The following is an 18396-nucleotide window of genomic DNA, read 5'->3' on the forward strand; positions in this document are numbered from 1 at the left end:
AAAGAATTCCTTCGTTTAAACTTCTATGTTTAGTTTTACATTGTCAAATTAAACAGGCTATCATACAGGTCTTAACCAAATATTTTGCTTAGTGAGAATTATATATCTATTCATATTATTCATATCCGTAAGTTCACTCTATTCACAAGAGCGCTACCTGACACAGTTCTACGGTGCACCAATCACACTGGACCCATCTCTGACAGGAAACTTTGAGGGTAATTATAGAGTAAATATGGCTTACCGGAATCAATGGTCTAAGAACTTTGAAAAGCCATTTAGCACATTTACGGGTAGTGTAGATCTCAATTTCAATCTGGGTTTGAAGAATAAAAGAGTCCACGACATCGCCTCGGCAGGACTTTATTTCGCTCATGATAAAGCTGGTATTCTTGATTTTGGCAATACTGAAATGGGATTTTCCGGAGCTTACCACAAAGCACTAGGGCCGAATCAATTTCTCTCAGGGGGATTATATCTGAGTTTAAATCAAAGAAATTCCAACTTTACAAACGTGACATTCGAAGATCAGTTTAATGGAGAAGATGGTTATACAGCGCCTACTGCAGAACTTTTAGCAGAAAATAATTTCTCCTATTTCGATCAAGGAATCGGGGTTAATTATGCCAACTATCAGGTCAATCAACATGGGTTCAATGTTGGTGCCTCCATAGCGCATTTATCCCGCCCTGAAGCTTCCTTCTACAAGAGAGATCCAAATTCTGATGAAACTACACCATCCTTCAGATTGCCAATGAAATACACACTTCACGCAGGTGGTAGGATTATTCTTGATGACTTTACAAGTATCCATCCCAGATTTATGTACCAACGTCAAGGTATTCAAGACATGGCCACTTTGGGTGCTAATCTGAAAGTAGATGTTTACTTTGTTTCTGTCCATATGGGAGTATTTGGTCGCGCTGCAGGTGTCAATAATAAATATAATTTCGACTCTGCAGGATTATTATTTGGAGTGGAGATAAGCAACTGGCAGGTAGGTGCAAGTTATGATATTGGAATACCGAGCATCATTAATTATAGCCGCAATCAGGGCACATTTGAGCTGACTGTTTCTTACTTTGGACTGTATGTGAATGATGACTTGCTTTGTCCTACCTTCTAAAGTCAGAAATTAGAAATTAGAAATCAGAATGACATCTTAAGGTTACTCTTGGTCTTTGTGAAACTTTGGTTTTCTTTGTGAAACTTTTGAAATAAAAAATTAGAAATTAGAAGTCAGAAATTAGGATGACCTCCTAAGATTACACTTGGCCTTTGTGAAACTTTGGTTTTCTTTGAGAAACTTTGTGAAATAAAAAAATTAGAAATTAGAAGTCAGAAATTAGAATGAAATTCATAGGGTACTTTTGGTCTTTGTGAAACTTTGTTTTTCTTTGTGAAGCTTTGTAAAATAGCTTAAAAGTTAGAAATCAGAAATTAGAAGTTAGAATGACCTCCTAAGATGACTCTAAGTCTTTGTGAAACTTTGTTTTTCTTTGGGAGACTTTGTGAAATAGCTTGAAAGGTTAAGAGGTTAGAAAGTTAGAATGTTTCACCCGATTTCCTCATTGCACATTACTCATTACTCATTACTCATTACTCATTACTCATTACTCATTACTCATTACCTATAAAAAATGGTCGAACAAATAATTTCCAATCAAACAGGTATTCCCCTTCAAAAGATCAAAGTCGTCCTCGAGCTATTCGCTGAAGGGGCCACGATACCTTTTATCGCCAGATATAGAAAAGACAAAACAGGAGGATTGGACGAAATAGAACTAGCCGAAATACGAAATGCCCATAAATTACAAATTGATATTTCTGAAAGAAGAACCTATATCCTAAAGGTCCTGGAAGAGAAAAATGTATTGACAGATGCACTTAAGGCTGCCTTGAACAAAGCAAAAGACCTTATTGCATTAGAAGACATTTACGCACCTTATAAAACTAAGAGAAAATCGAGGGCTACTGTGGCAAAAGAAAATGGTCTAGAACCACTTGCGCTAAAACTCCTGGAACAAAGAAGTTTCAATGTGAAAGAGGAAGCTACAAGATTCAAAAATGAAAATATCAAAACTGCTGATGATGCGCTCCAAGGAGCGAGGGACATCATAGCCGAAATGATTTCAGAAGATGCTGTTTTAAAGGCAAATCTAAGACAACTTTTCTCGAAGGAAAGTGCAGTATCCGGCAAAGTCATTAAAACTAAATTAGAAGAGGCTGCTAAGTACAAAGATTATTTTGAGTATTCAGAAAATATTAAAAAAATTCCGTCCCATCGCTTTCTGGCTTTAAGCCGCGGAGTAAATGAGGGATTCATAAGAATGTCCATCGGTCCGGATGCGGAAAGTGCACTAATGCGCATCGATCGTGCATTTATTAAAAATAATTCTGATGCAGCAGAACAAGTCAATATTGCCTTAGAAGATAGTTATAAAAGACTGATCCAACCCGGCTTGGAATCTGAAATGAAGACGGAATTAAAAGCAAAAGCGGATAAGGAAGCCATAGACGTATTTGCAAAAAACCTTAAACAACTGTTACTCGCCTCCCCTCTTGGTGAAAAAAAAGTTTTGGCTATTGATCCGGGATTTAGAAGTGGTTGCAAGGTCGTTGTTTTAAGCAAACAAGGTGCATTGCTTGACAGCGATCTGATTTATATTCATGAATCAAACCGACTGTCCGGCTCAGCAATAATTATTGATCGTCTGATAAAAAAATATCATGTGGACGCCATCGCAATTGGTGACGGCACAGCAGGCAGAGAAACAGAGAAATTCATAAGGGAAAATACGATGGAACTGCCAATTTTTCTAGTCAATGAGGACGGAGCTTCCATTTATTCTGCATCAACGATCGCACGTGAAGAATTTCCCGACCTTGATCTTACGGTAAGAGGAACAGTCTCAATCGGCCGCAGACTTATGGACCCGCTTGCAGAACTTGTTAAGTTAGACCCTAAAAGCATTGGTGTAGGCCAATATCAACATGATGTAAATCAGACCAGACTTAAAGAAAAACTGGATCAAACGGTCGAAAGTTGTGTCAATAATGTTGGTGTTAACCTGAATACCTCCAGCAAATATTTACTTTCCTATGTGAGCGGTATCGGTCCGGTCCTTGCGGATAATATCATCAAATATAGGCAGCAAAATGGCTCTTTTAAAAGTCGTAAGGAATTGTTGAAAGTGCCGAGATTGGGAGCAAAAGTTTATGAGCAGGCAGCCGGATTCCTGCGTATCAAAGATGGTGACAATCCATTGGATGCAAGCGGTGTGCATCCTGAGTCTTATAAGCTCGTTGCCAAAATTGCACAAGACCATAAATTATCTATGGAAGAGATCATCGGCAATGATGCTCTAAAAACTATTTCTATAAGTAGCTATATTGACGATACTCATGGAGAACTTTCATTAAAAGACATCATCCGCGAACTGCAAAAGCCAGGTGTAGATCCAAGATCCACTGCTGAAGCGTTTGAGTTTGCTAAAGTCTATTCTATAAATGATCTGTATGTAGACATGATCATCCCGGGACAGGTGACTAATCTGACCAATTTTGGAGCATTTGTGGACATTGGTGTTAAGCAGGACGGAATGGTCCACGTATCTGAAATTACCGATAAATTTATAAGGGATCCATCGGAGATTTTATCAATCAATCAGAAAATCATGGTAAAGGTAATCAACCTGGATCTTCCCAGAAATCGCATTCAATTATCCATTAAGAAAGCGCGATAATTACAATTTTTCAAACAAATATGACTTTCCCGATCAGAAAATAGTCATTCCTGCTCAATTCGCAGGTATCTACGGACAAAGAATATAGAAATCATGTCAAATGCTGATTAAAATATTTATTATTGTAGTGTATTTAAACCAAAATAATTAAGATGAAAAAGATTCTACTACTAAGTATTTTATTTATTGCTTCAATAGCAAGTATTAATGCTCAGACTCGCTGGACATGGGATCAATATGGATTGTCTTTCGAAGCTCCATCTTCAATGAAGGTAACTGAGAATGACGAAATAAAATTTTCTGCTGAAATGGATGGTATGGCTGTCAGCATGGAAGTGATGGATTATGAAGGACTTACTCCTGAGACAATGGGCGGGGCATTAGGCGAAGCTGCGGCAAGTATGGGCATGTCAGAAAACAGTGACATAGGTCCTCTGGCATTGACCTCTTTAGCAGGTGTGTACATTGATGGTATGGTTGATGGCACAAGAATGACTATGGCAATACTATTCGATACAGAATCTAATATTGCTGTTATAGTGAGCATAGCTTACACTGACGATATGGTGCAGGTATCAACAGATGTGGTCAATAGTTTTGAAATGACAAACTAATAAAGGACATTATCGAAAAAACAAAGCGGATGAGACAATAAGTGTTTCATCCGCTTTTTTATTTAAACTCAAATAGAAATGCGAAATAGTGTAAAACGAAACCCAAATTTGATAGCGGTTACAACATGTTTTGGCATGCCGACCCAAAATCGAAACCCTAATTGCTATTATAAAGCTATATATAATAAGGCAAATAATGTTTATTTAGATAATTGTGCTTCGTATAATTTATATCCAAAAGTTACTTGGCATAATTAAATTAAAATGACAGAAAATAACAAATAATTTAGAACCAAAAACCATCAAAATATAAAAAGTTAATTTGATGATTTATGAAAAAGTAGGCATTAATAAAACTACATAAAGCCAACTATATGATGCAAATATGTTTAATTTTGTTACATATACAAGTATGTTGGGGGGGGGGGGGGGGGGGGGGGGGGAAAAAAAAACCAAAACGTTAGCGGCAAGTTGACCGCCGACCGACCAGGATGTAAATAAATAATTAAGTTTAAAAATGAAAACATTTATCGTTATACTCTTACTTCTATTATCTATTTCATACACTCAAGATTCTATTGGGCAAAATAAAGCGACTTATATTGACAGCTTCATTGAAAATAAAATGGCTGAATCTGGAATGGTTGGAGTTGCAACCGCAATAGTAATTGATAAAAAAGTGGCTTGGTCACATGGATATGGATATGCTGACAAGGACAAAAAAACATCATTTACTCCAAATACTATCATGAATATTGCCTCAATAAGTAAAACCATAACAGGAGCTTGTCTGATGCACGCTGTTGAAGAAAATAAACTATCGCTTGATGTGGACATTAATAACTATTTGCCATTTAAGGTTATTAACCCCTTCTTTCCAAATGAAATAATTACTTTGAGAAATCTTGCTACACATACATCTGGTATAACAGATCAAGAGCCTTTGTACGATAATTCTTATTACTATGGTGGCGATTCGCCAGAACAATTAGGAGATTTTTTAAAAAACTATTTTGACACCAAAGGAAAATATTATAATCAAGATAACTTTTTGAAATTCAAACCAGGTAAGTATTTTAATTATTCAAACATTGCTGCCGGATTGGCTGGTTATATTATTGAAATAAGAACAGGAAAAAAACTAAATGAATACAGTAAACATTTTATTTTTAATCCTCTGAAGATGGACAATACAGGCTGGTTCTTTTCTGAAATCAACTTGGCCAATCATTCAACACTGTATAACAGAGAAACTGATACGCTTAAAGTAATTAAACCTTATGGCTTGACAACTTATCCCGATGGAGGAGTTAGAACATCAGTCTCAGATTTATCGAAGTTTTTTATCTGCCTTTTGAATGGAGGAAAAAATAACGGAGTAAGAATATTAAAAAAGAAATCTGTTGCGGAAATGACTAAACCGCAGTTCACAGAGGCAGTTAAGCCAGATAATGTCGATTTAGTCAAGCGTAATGAAGGGCTATTTTGGGCATTTGATAATAATGGCAAAAGAGTTGGGCATACAGGTGGAGACCCAGGAGTAAGGACGTTTATGTATTATGACACTAAGGAAAAAGTTGGCATCATTCTCTTTATGAATACAGAGTTGAAAGAAGCTGAATTGAAAAATTTCAGAACAACTGTTTATGATGAAATATTTAAGTATGCGCTAACATTAAGGGACAATAAAACCAGCCGCTAACAGCGGTTACAAGAAATGGCGAATTTTGTTGTAAGTTCATGTTCGCGTTTCGCAAGAATTTTTATCTTTAACAGAAAATAATTCGTTCCGAAGTTCGCCACTTCTTGTAGCCGCGGAACGTTAGCAGTCAAAGTAACATACGACACAACAACAATCAAATTATGAATTATAGTTTTTTAACCTATAATAAATTGAACTATGACAACAGACATTTTTAGACCAATAAAATTTGGAAAAGAGGTATTCTACCCAAAATCCTATGATGAAAATTCTTTTGTTATGAATTGGACAGTTGAAGCAGGCGGAAAAGTCCCCCCTCATGTTCATTTTCACATGGACGAACATTTCAAAATAATGATAGGAGAAGTTCTATTTGAAGTCAATGGCGAAAAAATAATTAAAACAGTTGGCGAAGAATTTTTTGTGCCAAGAGGTATAATTCATTCTGTAACTAATGCGATTAAAGGACAAGCCAGTATGACTGTAACATATTCGCCTTGTGCTGACACTCATAGAATGTTTCAAATACTTTCTACTCTTGACAATGAAAAGCCCGATAGCATGATGAATATGATGAAATACTTTTATCTAGTTCCACGAATTGGACTAAAAGAATTTTCAAGAGTTAGACCTGTATTCTTTGAGATTATCACGAATGGAATTGTTACTATAATGGGCAAACTCTCAGGGTGGGACAAGTTGGTTATCAAATATAAATGAAATTAATCAATAAACAACGAACCGCTAATAGAGTAGATGACATCACCGGAATACACCGATGTCTGTGCCTCTCACACCACCCTGAGTGTGGATCACGCACAGGGCCCTCATTAACTTGACCGAATTTGTTGATAGTATTCAAGCATGGAGATATAAGGCGCGACTTCAGACGATTAACGGATACAGTAGTTCCGAGTATGGGGCTTTGCGCTATGCGCCAGCCTCCCTTCCTCGTCTTGCTCCATGCATACGCATGATCCGGATCTAATCCCAGTCGTATGAGGTTCTTCCTCTTTCACACAGACTTTTTCTTACTACTAGTTGATATTTACAGCGTTTTCCTTTCTTGTAACTCGACACGAATCCGTATCCGAAATTTCAAATAAATATTTTTTAAAAACCACTTTTACCCCATTTGTCACATGAAAAACTATTTAATTCTTTGGTAAAAGAAATTTACCCCAAAACTTGTTTCATAAACATTACTAAAGTTCCGGGTATTTTACTTGCTAGTGCTTCGGTTCATTACCCCGCACACCCGAGACTTTCACTCCATAGTTAATAAATGTTCTTTCTAACAACCTTTCTCTCTCTGAATTGTGCTACTTTTACAGAGGAGTTTGCCATAAGTGACACACACAATCAGCAGCTCAAGTAGGTGATGCATAAAAATTCATTTAAATTCGTCATATAAAAAACTGCTATAAAGCTGATTCGGAATATGGACGAAGTGTTGCAAAAGCATTAGATTTATCTTTGGATGAAGTAAATAATTTCGATATGTCAACTAATAATGAATGGGCACCTGAGCCAGATAATAATCCACTATCTAAATGTCCAAAGCAATAATTAGTTAATTTTTTAAAGCTAAAGTATGTCAGAAAAAAATAATAAAATGAAACTTGCCGAGGCACTTTTGTTACGATCAGATTTGATGAAGAAAATTGAACATATTCAAAATAGAATAAGACCTGTTCTTATAGTATCAGATGACAAAAAACCCCAAGAGGATCCAACAAAGCTAATAGCTGAATTGAGAACCGCAATTCAAGATTTAGAAATCTTGGTGATTAGAATCAATAAGACAAATAATGAAATTAATATTAATGGAGAAGGTTCGCTAATGGAGGCACTTGTTAAAAGAGATTCATTAAAAATGCTTTCTGAAAAATTAAGAAATATTAGGTATGCTGCTCAAATAGATAATAGTGGTGATGCCAACCTTAAAACAACCATTGACATTAAGAAGTTACAAACTGAAATGGATCAAACAGGAAGAGCTTTTAGAGAGATCGATAGTAAAATTCAGGAATTAAATTGGCTTACAGAGTTAAAAGATTAAGCCGAAAGGTGGAATAATTGGGGTGATTGGGGTGAGTGCCAGCCCTTTTTCTTGGTAGTTTTCTGGGCAAACTGAAAACACTACCAAATGCAAGCTACTTGGGTTGTGGCAAAAATGTATTGTTTAAGACCCATTACTGCTTACAGATTACAAGTGTACAGTGTAAAATTTACAACCAGGTACTGACCAATCATTCTTTTATCTAAATCTGTTTAATTGGAAATTGATTTTAATTACTCAAGTTTCGGTAGTAAAATTTTTAATTAGTTTTAAATAATCAAACATGAAAAAGAAGTTTTTCAATGCGAAACTTTATCGCAACGAAGCAGCAAATGAAATGATTATTGATAATGGTAAGATTACTCAAATAGGAACTAATTTACCTAATTGTGATGAAGAAATTGACCTTAATGGAAAACTCGTTCTTCCACCTTATGTAGATCCACATTTACATTTAGATTACGTATATACTTTGTCTGAATTAGGACAAGAAGGAGCAGGTTCTGGAACGCTTTTTGAAGCTATCGAGTTATGGCCGCAATTCAAAAAAACACTAACAGTAGAAAGTGTAAAACGATTGGCTATGAAGGGAATTAAAGATGAAGTTTCTCAAGGTGTACAACACATTAGAACACATATTGATGTTACCGATCCAAAATTTACAGCATTAAAAGCAATGCTAGAAATGAAGGAAGAATTGAAAGATACGGTTGATATTCAAATTGTTGCCTTTCCACAAGAAGGCATGTACATGTATAAAGGTGGACGTGATTTAGTGGAAGAAGCACTTAAAATGGGGGCAGACGTGGTAGGTGGTATTCCACATTATGAACCTGCAAGAGAATTTGGAGAAAAATCTATTCACGATATAGTTAAGCTTGCTTTAAAATATGATAAATTGATTGATGTGCACTGTGATGAAACCGATGATCCCAATTCCCGTTTTGTCGAAATCCTTAATGCCTTGGTGCTTATGGAAGATTTTGGTACTAAAACTACCGCAAGCCATACATGTTCGTTTGGTTCAGCAGACAATTCCTACGCTTATAGAATGCTGGATTTATTCAAAAAAAGTAAGATGAATTTTATCTCTTTGCCTACTGAAAATGCCTATCTCCAAGGTCGCCAAGATACGTATCCAAAACGACGTGGTTTGACAAGGGTAAAGGAATTTATGGAACTTGGAATAAACGTTGCTTTTGGACAAGATTCCATCAACGATCCTTGGTATCCAATGGGAAATGGTAATATGATGAACATTCTTGATAATGGAATTCACCTCGCTCAAATTATGTCTAAAAAAGAAATAGAAACAAATTTTGATCTAATAACTTATAATGGAGCACGTTGTTTAAACATTCAAAATAGCTATGGTTTAGAAGTGGGTAAAGCAGCAAACTTCATTGTTTTAAATGAAAGTTCGGTTTATGAGGCTATTCGCAGACGAGTAGATGTGCTTGCATCTGTACGTAATGGTAATTTCTTATTCCGTAAAAAAGAAATACCATATGATATTCCTCTAAGTCTTTAATTTTAAATTCAAGTAATCTTTCAGTACTTGAATGGATTATTTTATAAAAAAAATTTAATATAACTGATTGAAGTAATTACAATATCTCCATTAGTTATAAAAACGAAGCTATGAACACACAACATATTTCAGAAAAAGCTAGTAAATCTTTTCCGTAGCTTATTATGATCTAAAGTTTCGGCGTTATAAATAAACTCTTAAAGTATTGCTATTGCTCAATCAAAGTTAGAAGTTAGAAGTCAGAAGTCAGAATGAAACTTCGATGAATGAGTCCTGCAAATGAAACCATTTAAAAAACAATAAGAATTTTAAGAATAAAACTAACGATTTGGTATACAGCTGTTTATTTCCTGCATTTACAAATTGATATATATTATTGATTATCAATTCAATAACCAACTCCGAAACTTTAGTTATGATTTTAATGGCATCAATAATGTTTGTGGGAATACTAGCCGAGTTAATGCCTTAAGCCGCACTAACATCAATGATGGCCGATTTAAAAAAAAACATTACACCAATTTCAGGACTATCCATTGCAATATGCGTTATAGGTAGGTTGTTTTTAAAATGGTAAATGATATCATTTAGAACAATATACTTCGGAATTTTAAAATTTAATTCACCTCAAATTTAAGTGTCAATTTCAACATTTTTTCACTCAATAAAAACAACCAATACATCTGTTCCCAAATTAAATGTGCTTCTTGATGATTGCGTACATTTTCTGTATTTATTATGGTTTTATTAGTAAGGTGTTCTATTGAAAATTTAAGGCGTTCTGATTCGTTTATTACATTTAATGGATTAGAATTTATTATTTTAGATTCAAAATCTATAGCTTTTAATTGAGAACAAATCCTGTCCAAGTTTGCTTGAATTTTTTCTGAAATCATTATAAATTCCTCCGAGGCTGCTGTTGTTTTATGATTTTGAATATAAGAACTCAACGATGCCAGCGAAGCTAAAAAACTATGATTAATTTCAACAAGTTCATAGATGTCATCAAAATGGTTTTGCTTCGATTTTGGTTCTTGAGCCATACGTTGAAATGCCGCACTTAAGTTAGACATTTGTAAAAACGCTTCTTTTCGGTTCACTTTTAAACTAGTAGGCACCTTGCCTTTATCTTGATAATATTTGCTGATGGATGTAAAAAAAGCGTTATTGGCCTTCAACCCATCTTTCATAGCATCACCAATTTCCATAAATGACCAAGCCGGAAAAAGCAATCTCATGGCTATATAAGATAATGCTGCGCCAATAATAGTGTCTATAACTCTAAATTGAATGACCTTTGAAATGTTTGGCTCTAAAATGGCATATATAAAAATTACATTCAAGGTGACGAACGCTGCAGCGGCTTTATAGTTTTTTTCTTGAATGGAAAAGGCAAGAACTAAACATAGCACGCCTAAAGCACCATATACATAAATGTTACTTATATAAATGACTAAACCACTCGCTATAACTGCCCCAATTAATGTACCAATAACACGGTCTTTTGAACGGTTTTTTGTAAGTCCATAACTCGGCCGCATTATAATAATTATGGTCAATATTATCCAATATGGATTTTGCAAATCAAAATATAGACCAATACCATAGCCCAACATAACTGTAATGGCTAAACGAAGTGAGTGCTTAAAAATAGTAGACCTAAAGCTGAAGTTTCTAAGGATAAGTTTAGGATTGTAATCCTGGGTATTTATAAAACGTTTAAGTTCATCTGTAGGTACTAATTCTGCCGAAGTTAACTCAGGATTACCCAACAACCATTTGATTTTTTTAAGCTTCTCGAATTGCTTTTTTTGATAATCCAAAAAGTTTTGAAGCATTAAATAACGCTCGTAATCTTCAGATTTAGTTTCATCTTTTACATTTAGAATATCAAGTTCAAGATTTTTAAATTCATTGAAAAGCACTTTGTTTGAAGAGATTTTTTTTGAATTGTTTATTTGGTTTGCAATAGCTCGTAATTGGAATGAAAATTCAGAAATCAGCTTCTGAAAATCAGCTTTAAACTCAGGATGTGTTTCAAAAAGTACATCCATTTTATTATAGTTTACAGGGTTTGCTATAGCAGTTTCTAAAAGCTCGACCAACTCGACAAATACTAATAATAGTTTACGGTGATAATTGGATTTACCAGAGTTTTTAAGGTTAGAAACTAAAATTTTACGAAAGTTGTCGTGCAGTTCGGTTAGCTCAATCTTTAAGTTGATGAGTTTTGTTTGTAACACTTCTCTATTTGGTTGTTCACCGATAAGTTGTTTTCGAGTGTCTAAAAAATCAGCGGTAAGTAGAAAGATATTGTGAAGTGTTTCTTCAGTAAATGCTTTTGGGTTTAGGTAAAACCAACTAGTAGATAATATTAAATACCACAAACCACCTGTACCAATCCATAAGGCAGATTGATATGCATCCAGCGTTTCCGGGTTGTAAGAAAAACTTAATACCAAAGCCAATAAACCGGAAAAACTAATCATCGAAGCTCTGAAACCGTAAATGGAAATAAACGCTATGCAGAATGTAAGCACACCTAAAAAAGGGAAAAGAATATAATTTGAGACTTGAAGATGACCACCAATAAAACTAACAAAAACTATTAAAAGGGTTGAAAAAGCAATACCAATTTGTTTGTGCTTTAAATTCCCACTCACATCACTTGGCGAACACCAGAAGGCTCCAAAACAAATAGCAAGACCAATGTCTAATTTATCCATTACAATGCCCACGATAATAGGCACAGTAATAGCAATGCCAATTAAAGCAGCTTTAGAAAAGCTCGTGCTTTTTAAGTACTGTTGCAGTAACTTAAATTTCTCGGAGACAAAAAGTGAAACAGTATTCAAAAAAATGAGTTATGACTTTAAATATGGGTTATTGCAAGTTACTGATGTCCTTGGAAAGAAGTAAGCTAGACTGATGCAAAAAGAGCACATGCAGGCTGTGAGCGATAAACTGATTGCCTATATTCTATCCGCCAATTTGCCAATTCTTTAATTATTGGAGATAATGTTTTTCCGCATTCCGTAATAAAATATTCAACAGTTATCGGCTTTGTATACATTACTTTTCGTGTCAATAGACGATTTATCTCTAACTCTTGCAGCTCTTTGGTTAGGATTTTTGTGCCAATACCGTCAACTTCACTTAACAAATGCACAAAACCTAATTTATTTCCCTCAATTAAAGTTCCGAAAATATGAAATTTCCATTTACCTGACAAAATACTCATTGCATCACTTATTTCCTGCATTCTAACTTGACAAATAGGGTTTCGTTAATTATTGATTTTTTTCTCATTGATTTTACAAAAGTATTGAACGATATCTTAACTAACTTAGTGGGTAGTTCCAAAGAGGAAACCACTTCCCAAAAGGCAATGTATGACAAATATACACTTAATTAATCCTATATTTGTTTTAGTATCAAAAATCAAATTATAAAAATGAAAAATTCAGCAAAAAAAGTAGTAGAAAATATGTTTGCCGCATTTAGTAGTGGCGACGCAGATAAATTTGTGTCAACAGTTTCATACGATACTGTATGGATTTATCACGGAAAACAAATAATAATTTTCGATTATTGATTTAAAGTATTAAAAAGATAAAATGATGAAAAAAACGTTAACTATTGCATTACTAATTGCAATGATTATAGGTTCTTGTAAAGAATCCACAAGAAAAGAGGGTGCAGAAAAGAAAAACATAGAAACAATTGAGAATGTTTCAGATGGGATTACTAAAGCCACCTCAATCAACCAAGATGGTAAAAAATTAGAATTTCTATTTAATAATATGGCAGGAACTGCAACGCTAAATTTTAATAATGAAACTATCGAATTGATTTCACAAAAACCAGCGTCTGGTATTTGGTACAAAAATGAGCAATATGAATTACGGGGAAAAGGTAACGATATAACCCTAAAAAAAGATGGAATCGTAATTTTTGAGCATCAAGATGATATTGTGAATATAGAAGCAAAGAGTCAGAAAGACGTTTTGAATCTGACTTTCAACAACACGGAAGGAACTGTGAAAGCTTATTTAAATGGTGGCGAGCAGATAGAATTGGTTGAAGAAAAGGCAGCTTCCGGAATTTGGTATAAAAATGACCGCTACGAACTCAGAGGTAAAGGCAATTCGTATACTTTGTCAAAAGATGGAGATGTTGTCTTTAAGAATTAAACTAGAACTAACTATCACATAAAATACTATAATAACATGGGAAAATACGCAAGCTTATCCGTTGCCGTCAACGACCTTACAAAAAAAGGTTATACCTATAATTTCAACATGAAGGAAGAATGTATAGAGTGTCAAGAAAACCAATGTCAATTGCAACCCGAAGATTTTGAGATAGAGGAAAAACACCGTTTTCAAGAAATGTCAGACGTTGATAATGAAAGTGTTTTATATGCCATTTCCTCTACAGATGGTAAAATAAAAGGTCTTTTAGTAAACGCTTATGGTGTTTATGCAGACTATGCATCTTTTAAGTTGATTCAAAAACTGAACATGCCAGAACGAAAATTTTAATATGTCTAACATAAAACTAATAATAGAAGAAAGAGCAGTTAACATAGGTAATTTTATGGTGGGGCGCTTACTGCCTTTCCGTCAAAAAAGAATGGTGGGGCCCTTCATTTATATTGACCATATGGGACCTGTTAAAATGAATGAGCGGGAAAACTTTGATGTTCAACCGCATCCACATATTGGACTTTCAACGCTAACTTTTCTTTTAGAAGGTAGTATAATGCACCGTGATACGCTAGGTAATGAAGTAGAAATTAAGCCCGATGCAGTAAACTGGATGACTGCAGGAAAAGGCATAGTACATTCAGAACGAACGCCTGAGTATTTAAGGAATTCCCCTTTAAATATGCACGGTTTTCAAATATGGGTGGCCTTACCAAAACATTTGGAGCAAATGGAACCAGCGTTTTTTCATATCGGTCATGAGCAAATCCCAACATGGACAGATGGAGATCTACAATTTAAATTGGTTGCTGGAGAAGCATTTGGACGAAAGTCACCAGTCCCAGTTTTTAGCAAACTGTATATGCTTGAAATAAAAAGCAAAACAAAACGTACTGTAAATATTGGAGATCAGCTTTATGGCGAATCGGGTTTATATATTCTGGAAGGAACAATTGAAAATGAAGGTAATATTTATGAACCTAACCAATTATTAGTGGCAAAAGATAGTACACTTTGTGAATTTACCATTAAAGAAAACACCACCATTTACATTTTTGGTGGCGTACCATTTCCTGAGGAACGCTTTATCGACTGGAACTTTGTTTCATCGAGCAAAGAACTAATCAAAGATGCCAAACAAAAATGGGAAGCACAAGAATTTCCTAAAATTGAAGGCGATGAAACTGAATATATTCCTTATCCAACATACAAAAGAAATTAAAATTTAAAAATATGAAATACACAGAAAATATTACAGGAATTAAGATAAATGTTCAAGCAGTAGATATTTCTATTGGAGACGATATTAAGGACACGATACGTAAAACTATCACACGTCTTAGTCGATTTTATGACAAAATAGAATGGGCAGATATATACCTTGAGGATAAAGCTGAAAAGAAAACTCAACAAAAACAAGTAAGTATACGTTTAGGTGTTCCTGGCAATGACCCATTCGCCTCAGAATATGGCGATAATTTCCACGCACTTTTGACCGATGTAGAGGACAAGTTGCGCAGACAATTAGAAAAGTTATAATATTTATTGAGCAATGTTATTATTGAAAAGAAAGGCGAATACATTAATGTAGATGATAATAAGGTGATTGCATAAAAATGTATATAAAGAATAGACGAAACAGTATTGAATTCTGGGCTTGTGGCTCGTTTCAAATTTTGTACTTAACTGAAAGTTTAGTGCTTCGTAATCCTAAAACCGACATTGCAAAAATGAAACGACTATTTAAATTTGGACTATTTGTAATTATGTTTAGCTTTTTATCAAGCTGTAACGGACAGACAAAAGAGAAATCGCAGACAGAACAAAACACAACTCAAAAGAATAAAATAGTTGGTGGTGGCTGTGATGGTTGCGAATTGATGTACGTTGGAATGCCAAAAAATATTAATTCAATTGACACAAGCGCAGGCTGGAAAGAAAAAGGTCAAAAAATTTTGATAACAGGAACAGTCTTTAAAATTGGCGGCAAAATTCCAGCACCGAACGTTGTAATTTATTATTGGCAAACGGACAACAATGGATATTATTCCCCAAAAGAAGGAATGGATGAACATGCAAAAAGACATGGACATATTAGGGGTTGGGTAAAATCGGATGAAAACGGAAAATATTCAATTTATACAATTCGTCCGGCACCTTATCCAAATGATGATATACCTGCACACATTCATACTTCTATAAAAGAACCAAACATCAAGGACGAATACTACATTGACGAATTTGTTTTTGATGACGACATCTTGTTATCAGGTAATAAAAGAAAAGCACTCGAAAATCGAGGTGGAAGTGGAGTTTTAAGAGTGCTGATTGATAAAGATATGCAAGTAGCAGAACACAATATCATTTTAGGGCTCAATATTCCAAACTATCCCCAAATAAATCAATCGAAACTGAATTCCGGACTTGAAATTGGCGAAGACAATCCTTCATTTACACCATTCCACGCATTCGGACCAGATAAAGGAACTAGAACTTGTCCAGTTTGTAAATATGGAAGATTTCACGGAATAGTTTATTTCGTTGGCAATACTTCAAATTGGGTCAACATTAAAAAGTGGCTTACTTTTTTAGAACTTGAAAGCGTAAGTCGCAGTAAATATTTGAAAGTCTATTTTGTCTATGGCAATGAGAAAAATTACAACAAAGAAAAAAGACTAAAGGAATTAGAAAGTTTGGGGAATGAACTTAATATTAAGAACACCGCTTTAACCTTCATTCCATCATTTTCCGACAAGGAAAGTGATGCAGTCCTTAATAAAATAAATCCAGAAGTGGAGAATACGTTTGTAATTTATAGAAATAGAGCAATAATTGATAAATTCGTTGACTTAAAACCCACAAAAGAAAACTTCAATCTGATTTCACAAACTTTGGACAAAACAAAAAATGAGTTTTTTGATTTGGCGGAACCAAAACACGATTGAGAAAAGGGCAGCGCATAATCCTGTAGACGCCCTCACCAAATCACTCCGATGTCTGCGCCTCTCACAACAACCTGCATCCGCATGCTACGCTCCTCCCCTTTAATTAAGAGATTTCTCAAATATTTTATATCACAAGAATCTACAGCATCCTCACTAACTTGACCGAATTTGTTGATAGTATTCAGCATTTAGATATACTATTTAATTGGATAGCTCCCATATGATTATCCACTCCATTCAGTTGCGATAATCTAGTCCGGGACTTCCACTCAGCTGCAGCAACTGCTATGGCTTATTAGCTACCGCAACCTGAGTAAATAAATCACAAGACTGAAAAATAAATTTGGACTCAATGTGCAATTTTTCACTTCAATAAGGTATGTATAACAATTTGGAAGATTCCTCCCTTCTGTCGGAATGACATAACCTTTGTTTGGAGGGGGTATAAAATGGGGTGGCTGCGCCGACCCATTTTATACCCCTATACCATCGGCTTAGTGTCTTTCCGAGCGAAGCGAGGAATCTTTATTCGGTAAGCTTTTCTTTTTCAGTTTTGTGCAATTTGTTATACACACTTCAATAAGTAAAACGCAACTTTCGGACAGTTTTTACCTATTTTCGTCCTGACTTGCTCTTTATTTCTTTTGATTAATGTTTATTTAGACGCACGAAACTTTTTTGAAAAATAATGCAAGCTTGAATCACATGATTATTGAAAATAAGAAAACTACGTTGTGCCGCACAACCAAAACCAGACAGAAACATAAATGAACAATATTATTGAAAGCCTAACAAGTATAGATACTGACAAAATGTTTGTGTTTTTACTTGCAATTTTCTTTACAATCGAGCAATTATTGGAAAATGGTGCTGCAATGAAGAAAAACAGTATTCACCTATTCAATAATTTTATTCTTCAGGCAGGTTACATAATTCTGAATATTTTAATTGGCTCTATTTTTGTCATTATTTTTGATGGGGTGGCAAAGAATAAAATAGGGTTACTCAACCATCTTGAATTACCTTACATTTTAAAAATTCTCGTTGGAATTATTGTAATAGATTTCATTAGTTATTGGACACATCGGCTTTATCATAAATGGCATTTGTTATGGCGTTTGCACAGAGTTCATCATAGCGATACTAAAATGGATAGCTCCACTGCATTTAGAGCTCATCCCTTTGATGTCTTTCTAGATAATGGTTCAGTTATAATAGCCGGAATTGCATTTGGTTTGGATATAAACATCATTGTGCTACGATGGATTATATATATGCCTTTATTTATTGCCCATCATAGTAGTTTTAGATTTCCTTTATGGATTGACTCATTTTTCGGAAAGGTCTTTGTTACCCCAAATTTTCATAAAGTTCATCATCATCAAGACCAGATATATACAGATTCAAACTATGGAAATGTATTCATTTTTTGGGACAAACTTTTTGGAACTTTTAAAGAATTACCGGTAGACAATATTAAATATGGATTAATAGAATTTGAAGGTACTAATAAACAGAGTTTTTGGTATTCGTTGATAAGTCCCTTTATTAACATAAAGCGATTTGATAAATGAATTAACAAAATATA

At 34.5% G+C, this 18396-nt stretch carries 16 protein-coding genes and 1 pseudogene; 13 read left to right on the forward strand and 4 right to left on the reverse strand.

Annotated elements, in window-relative coordinates; genetic code table 11:
- The first annotated feature begins 91 nt into the window (after nucleotides 1-91).
- The 5 genes from IPI15_RS11825 to IPI15_RS11845 all read left to right on the forward strand — a co-directional run bounded on the left by IPI15_RS11825 (nucleotide 92) and on the right by IPI15_RS11845 (nucleotide 6782).
- Nucleotides 92-1126 carry a PorP/SprF family type IX secretion system membrane protein gene (locus IPI15_RS11825; protein WP_287403881.1) on the forward strand — a complete coding sequence of 345 codons (1035 nt, stop codon included), beginning with the start codon at nucleotides 92-94 and terminating at the stop codon, nucleotides 1124-1126.
- Nucleotides 1127-1640: 514 nt separating this feature from the next.
- Nucleotides 1641-3746: a Tex family protein gene (locus IPI15_RS11830; RefSeq protein ID WP_287403879.1), complete on the forward strand. Its 2106-nt coding sequence runs from the start codon at nucleotides 1641-1643 to the stop codon at nucleotides 3744-3746.
- A 152-nt stretch (nucleotides 3747-3898) separates the two neighbouring features.
- On the forward strand, nucleotides 3899-4360 hold the full coding sequence (locus IPI15_RS11835) for an amidohydrolase family protein (protein WP_287403877.1): 462 nt from the start codon (nucleotides 3899-3901) through the stop codon (nucleotides 4358-4360).
- 517 nt (nucleotides 4361-4877) lie between these two features.
- On the forward strand, nucleotides 4878-6062 hold the full coding sequence (locus IPI15_RS11840) for a serine hydrolase domain-containing protein (protein ID WP_287403876.1): 1185 nt from the start codon (nucleotides 4878-4880) through the stop codon (nucleotides 6060-6062).
- Nucleotides 6063-6260: 198 nt separating this feature from the next.
- Entirely contained in the window at nucleotides 6261-6782 is a 522-nt protein-coding gene (locus IPI15_RS11845) for a cupin domain-containing protein (RefSeq protein WP_287403875.1), read from the forward strand.
- Between the two features lie 110 nt (nucleotides 6783-6892).
- Here IPI15_RS11845 and IPI15_RS19855 read toward each other — a convergent pair.
- Nucleotides 6893-7077: pseudogene (locus IPI15_RS19855) on the reverse strand (group II intron reverse transcriptase/maturase); the annotation flags it as partial.
- A gap of 579 nt (nucleotides 7078-7656) precedes the next feature.
- Between IPI15_RS19855 and IPI15_RS11850 the strand changes: the two are divergent.
- Nucleotides 7657-8124, forward strand: a complete 468-nt coding sequence (locus tag IPI15_RS11850) for a DIP1984 family protein (protein WP_287403874.1) — start codon at nucleotides 7657-7659, stop codon at nucleotides 8122-8124.
- 283 nt (nucleotides 8125-8407) lie between these two features.
- On the forward strand, nucleotides 8408-9655 hold the full coding sequence (locus tag IPI15_RS11855) for an amidohydrolase family protein (protein ID WP_287403873.1): 1248 nt from the start codon (nucleotides 8408-8410) through the stop codon (nucleotides 9653-9655).
- Nucleotides 9656-10272: 617 nt separating this feature from the next.
- Here the strand turns inward: IPI15_RS11855 and IPI15_RS11860 are convergent.
- Both IPI15_RS11860 and IPI15_RS11865 read right to left on the reverse strand, forming a co-directional pair.
- Nucleotides 10273-12510, reverse strand: a complete 2238-nt coding sequence (locus tag IPI15_RS11860; protein ID WP_287420446.1) for an FUSC family protein — start codon at nucleotides 12508-12510, stop codon at nucleotides 10273-10275.
- 65 nt (nucleotides 12511-12575) lie between these two features.
- Nucleotides 12576-12917 carry a winged helix-turn-helix transcriptional regulator gene (locus tag IPI15_RS11865; RefSeq protein WP_287403869.1) on the reverse strand — a complete coding sequence of 114 codons (342 nt, stop codon included), beginning with the start codon at nucleotides 12915-12917 and terminating at the stop codon, nucleotides 12576-12578.
- 355 nt (nucleotides 12918-13272) lie between these two features.
- Here IPI15_RS11865 and IPI15_RS11870 point away from each other — a divergent pair, with 355 nt between their 5' ends.
- The 5 genes from IPI15_RS11870 (at nucleotide 13273) to IPI15_RS11890 (ending at nucleotide 16808) form a co-directional block, all read left to right on the forward strand.
- Nucleotides 13273-13848, forward strand: coding sequence for an MliC family protein (locus tag IPI15_RS11870; RefSeq protein WP_287420447.1), 576 nt, complete (start codon nucleotides 13273-13275; stop codon nucleotides 13846-13848).
- A gap of 36 nt (nucleotides 13849-13884) precedes the next feature.
- Nucleotides 13885-14199, forward strand: a complete 315-nt coding sequence (locus IPI15_RS11875) for a phosphoribosylpyrophosphate synthetase (protein WP_287403866.1) — start codon at nucleotides 13885-13887, stop codon at nucleotides 14197-14199.
- Between the two features lies 1 nt (nucleotide 14200).
- Nucleotides 14201-15085 carry a pirin family protein gene (locus IPI15_RS11880; protein ID WP_287420448.1) on the forward strand — a complete coding sequence of 295 codons (885 nt, stop codon included), beginning with the start codon at nucleotides 14201-14203 and terminating at the stop codon, nucleotides 15083-15085.
- A gap of 11 nt (nucleotides 15086-15096) precedes the next feature.
- A complete protein-coding gene (gene hpf, locus IPI15_RS11885) occupies nucleotides 15097-15402 on the forward strand; it encodes a ribosome hibernation-promoting factor, HPF/YfiA family (protein ID WP_287403862.1) in 306 nt (101 codons plus the stop codon).
- A gap of 191 nt (nucleotides 15403-15593) precedes the next feature.
- Nucleotides 15594-16808 (forward strand): dioxygenase family protein, encoded by a 1215-nt coding sequence (locus IPI15_RS11890; RefSeq protein WP_287403860.1) that lies wholly within the window; start codon nucleotides 15594-15596, stop codon nucleotides 16806-16808.
- Between the two features lie 32 nt (nucleotides 16809-16840).
- On the opposite strand, the gene IPI15_RS11895 is transcribed toward IPI15_RS11890, so the two are convergent.
- Nucleotides 16841-16996, reverse strand: a complete 156-nt coding sequence (locus tag IPI15_RS11895; RefSeq protein WP_287403858.1) for a hypothetical protein — start codon at nucleotides 16994-16996, stop codon at nucleotides 16841-16843.
- Between the two features lie 579 nt (nucleotides 16997-17575).
- Here IPI15_RS11895 and IPI15_RS11900 point away from each other — a divergent pair.
- Nucleotides 17576-18382 carry a sterol desaturase family protein gene (locus IPI15_RS11900; RefSeq protein WP_287403856.1) on the forward strand — a complete coding sequence of 269 codons (807 nt, stop codon included), beginning with the start codon at nucleotides 17576-17578 and terminating at the stop codon, nucleotides 18380-18382.
- The last annotated feature ends 14 nt before the right edge of the window (nucleotides 18383-18396 follow it).

This window comes from Candidatus Brachybacter algidus, assembly GCF_016707225.1.
Taxonomy (GTDB): Bacteria; Bacteroidota; Bacteroidia; order Chitinophagales; family Saprospiraceae; genus Parvibacillus; species Parvibacillus algidus.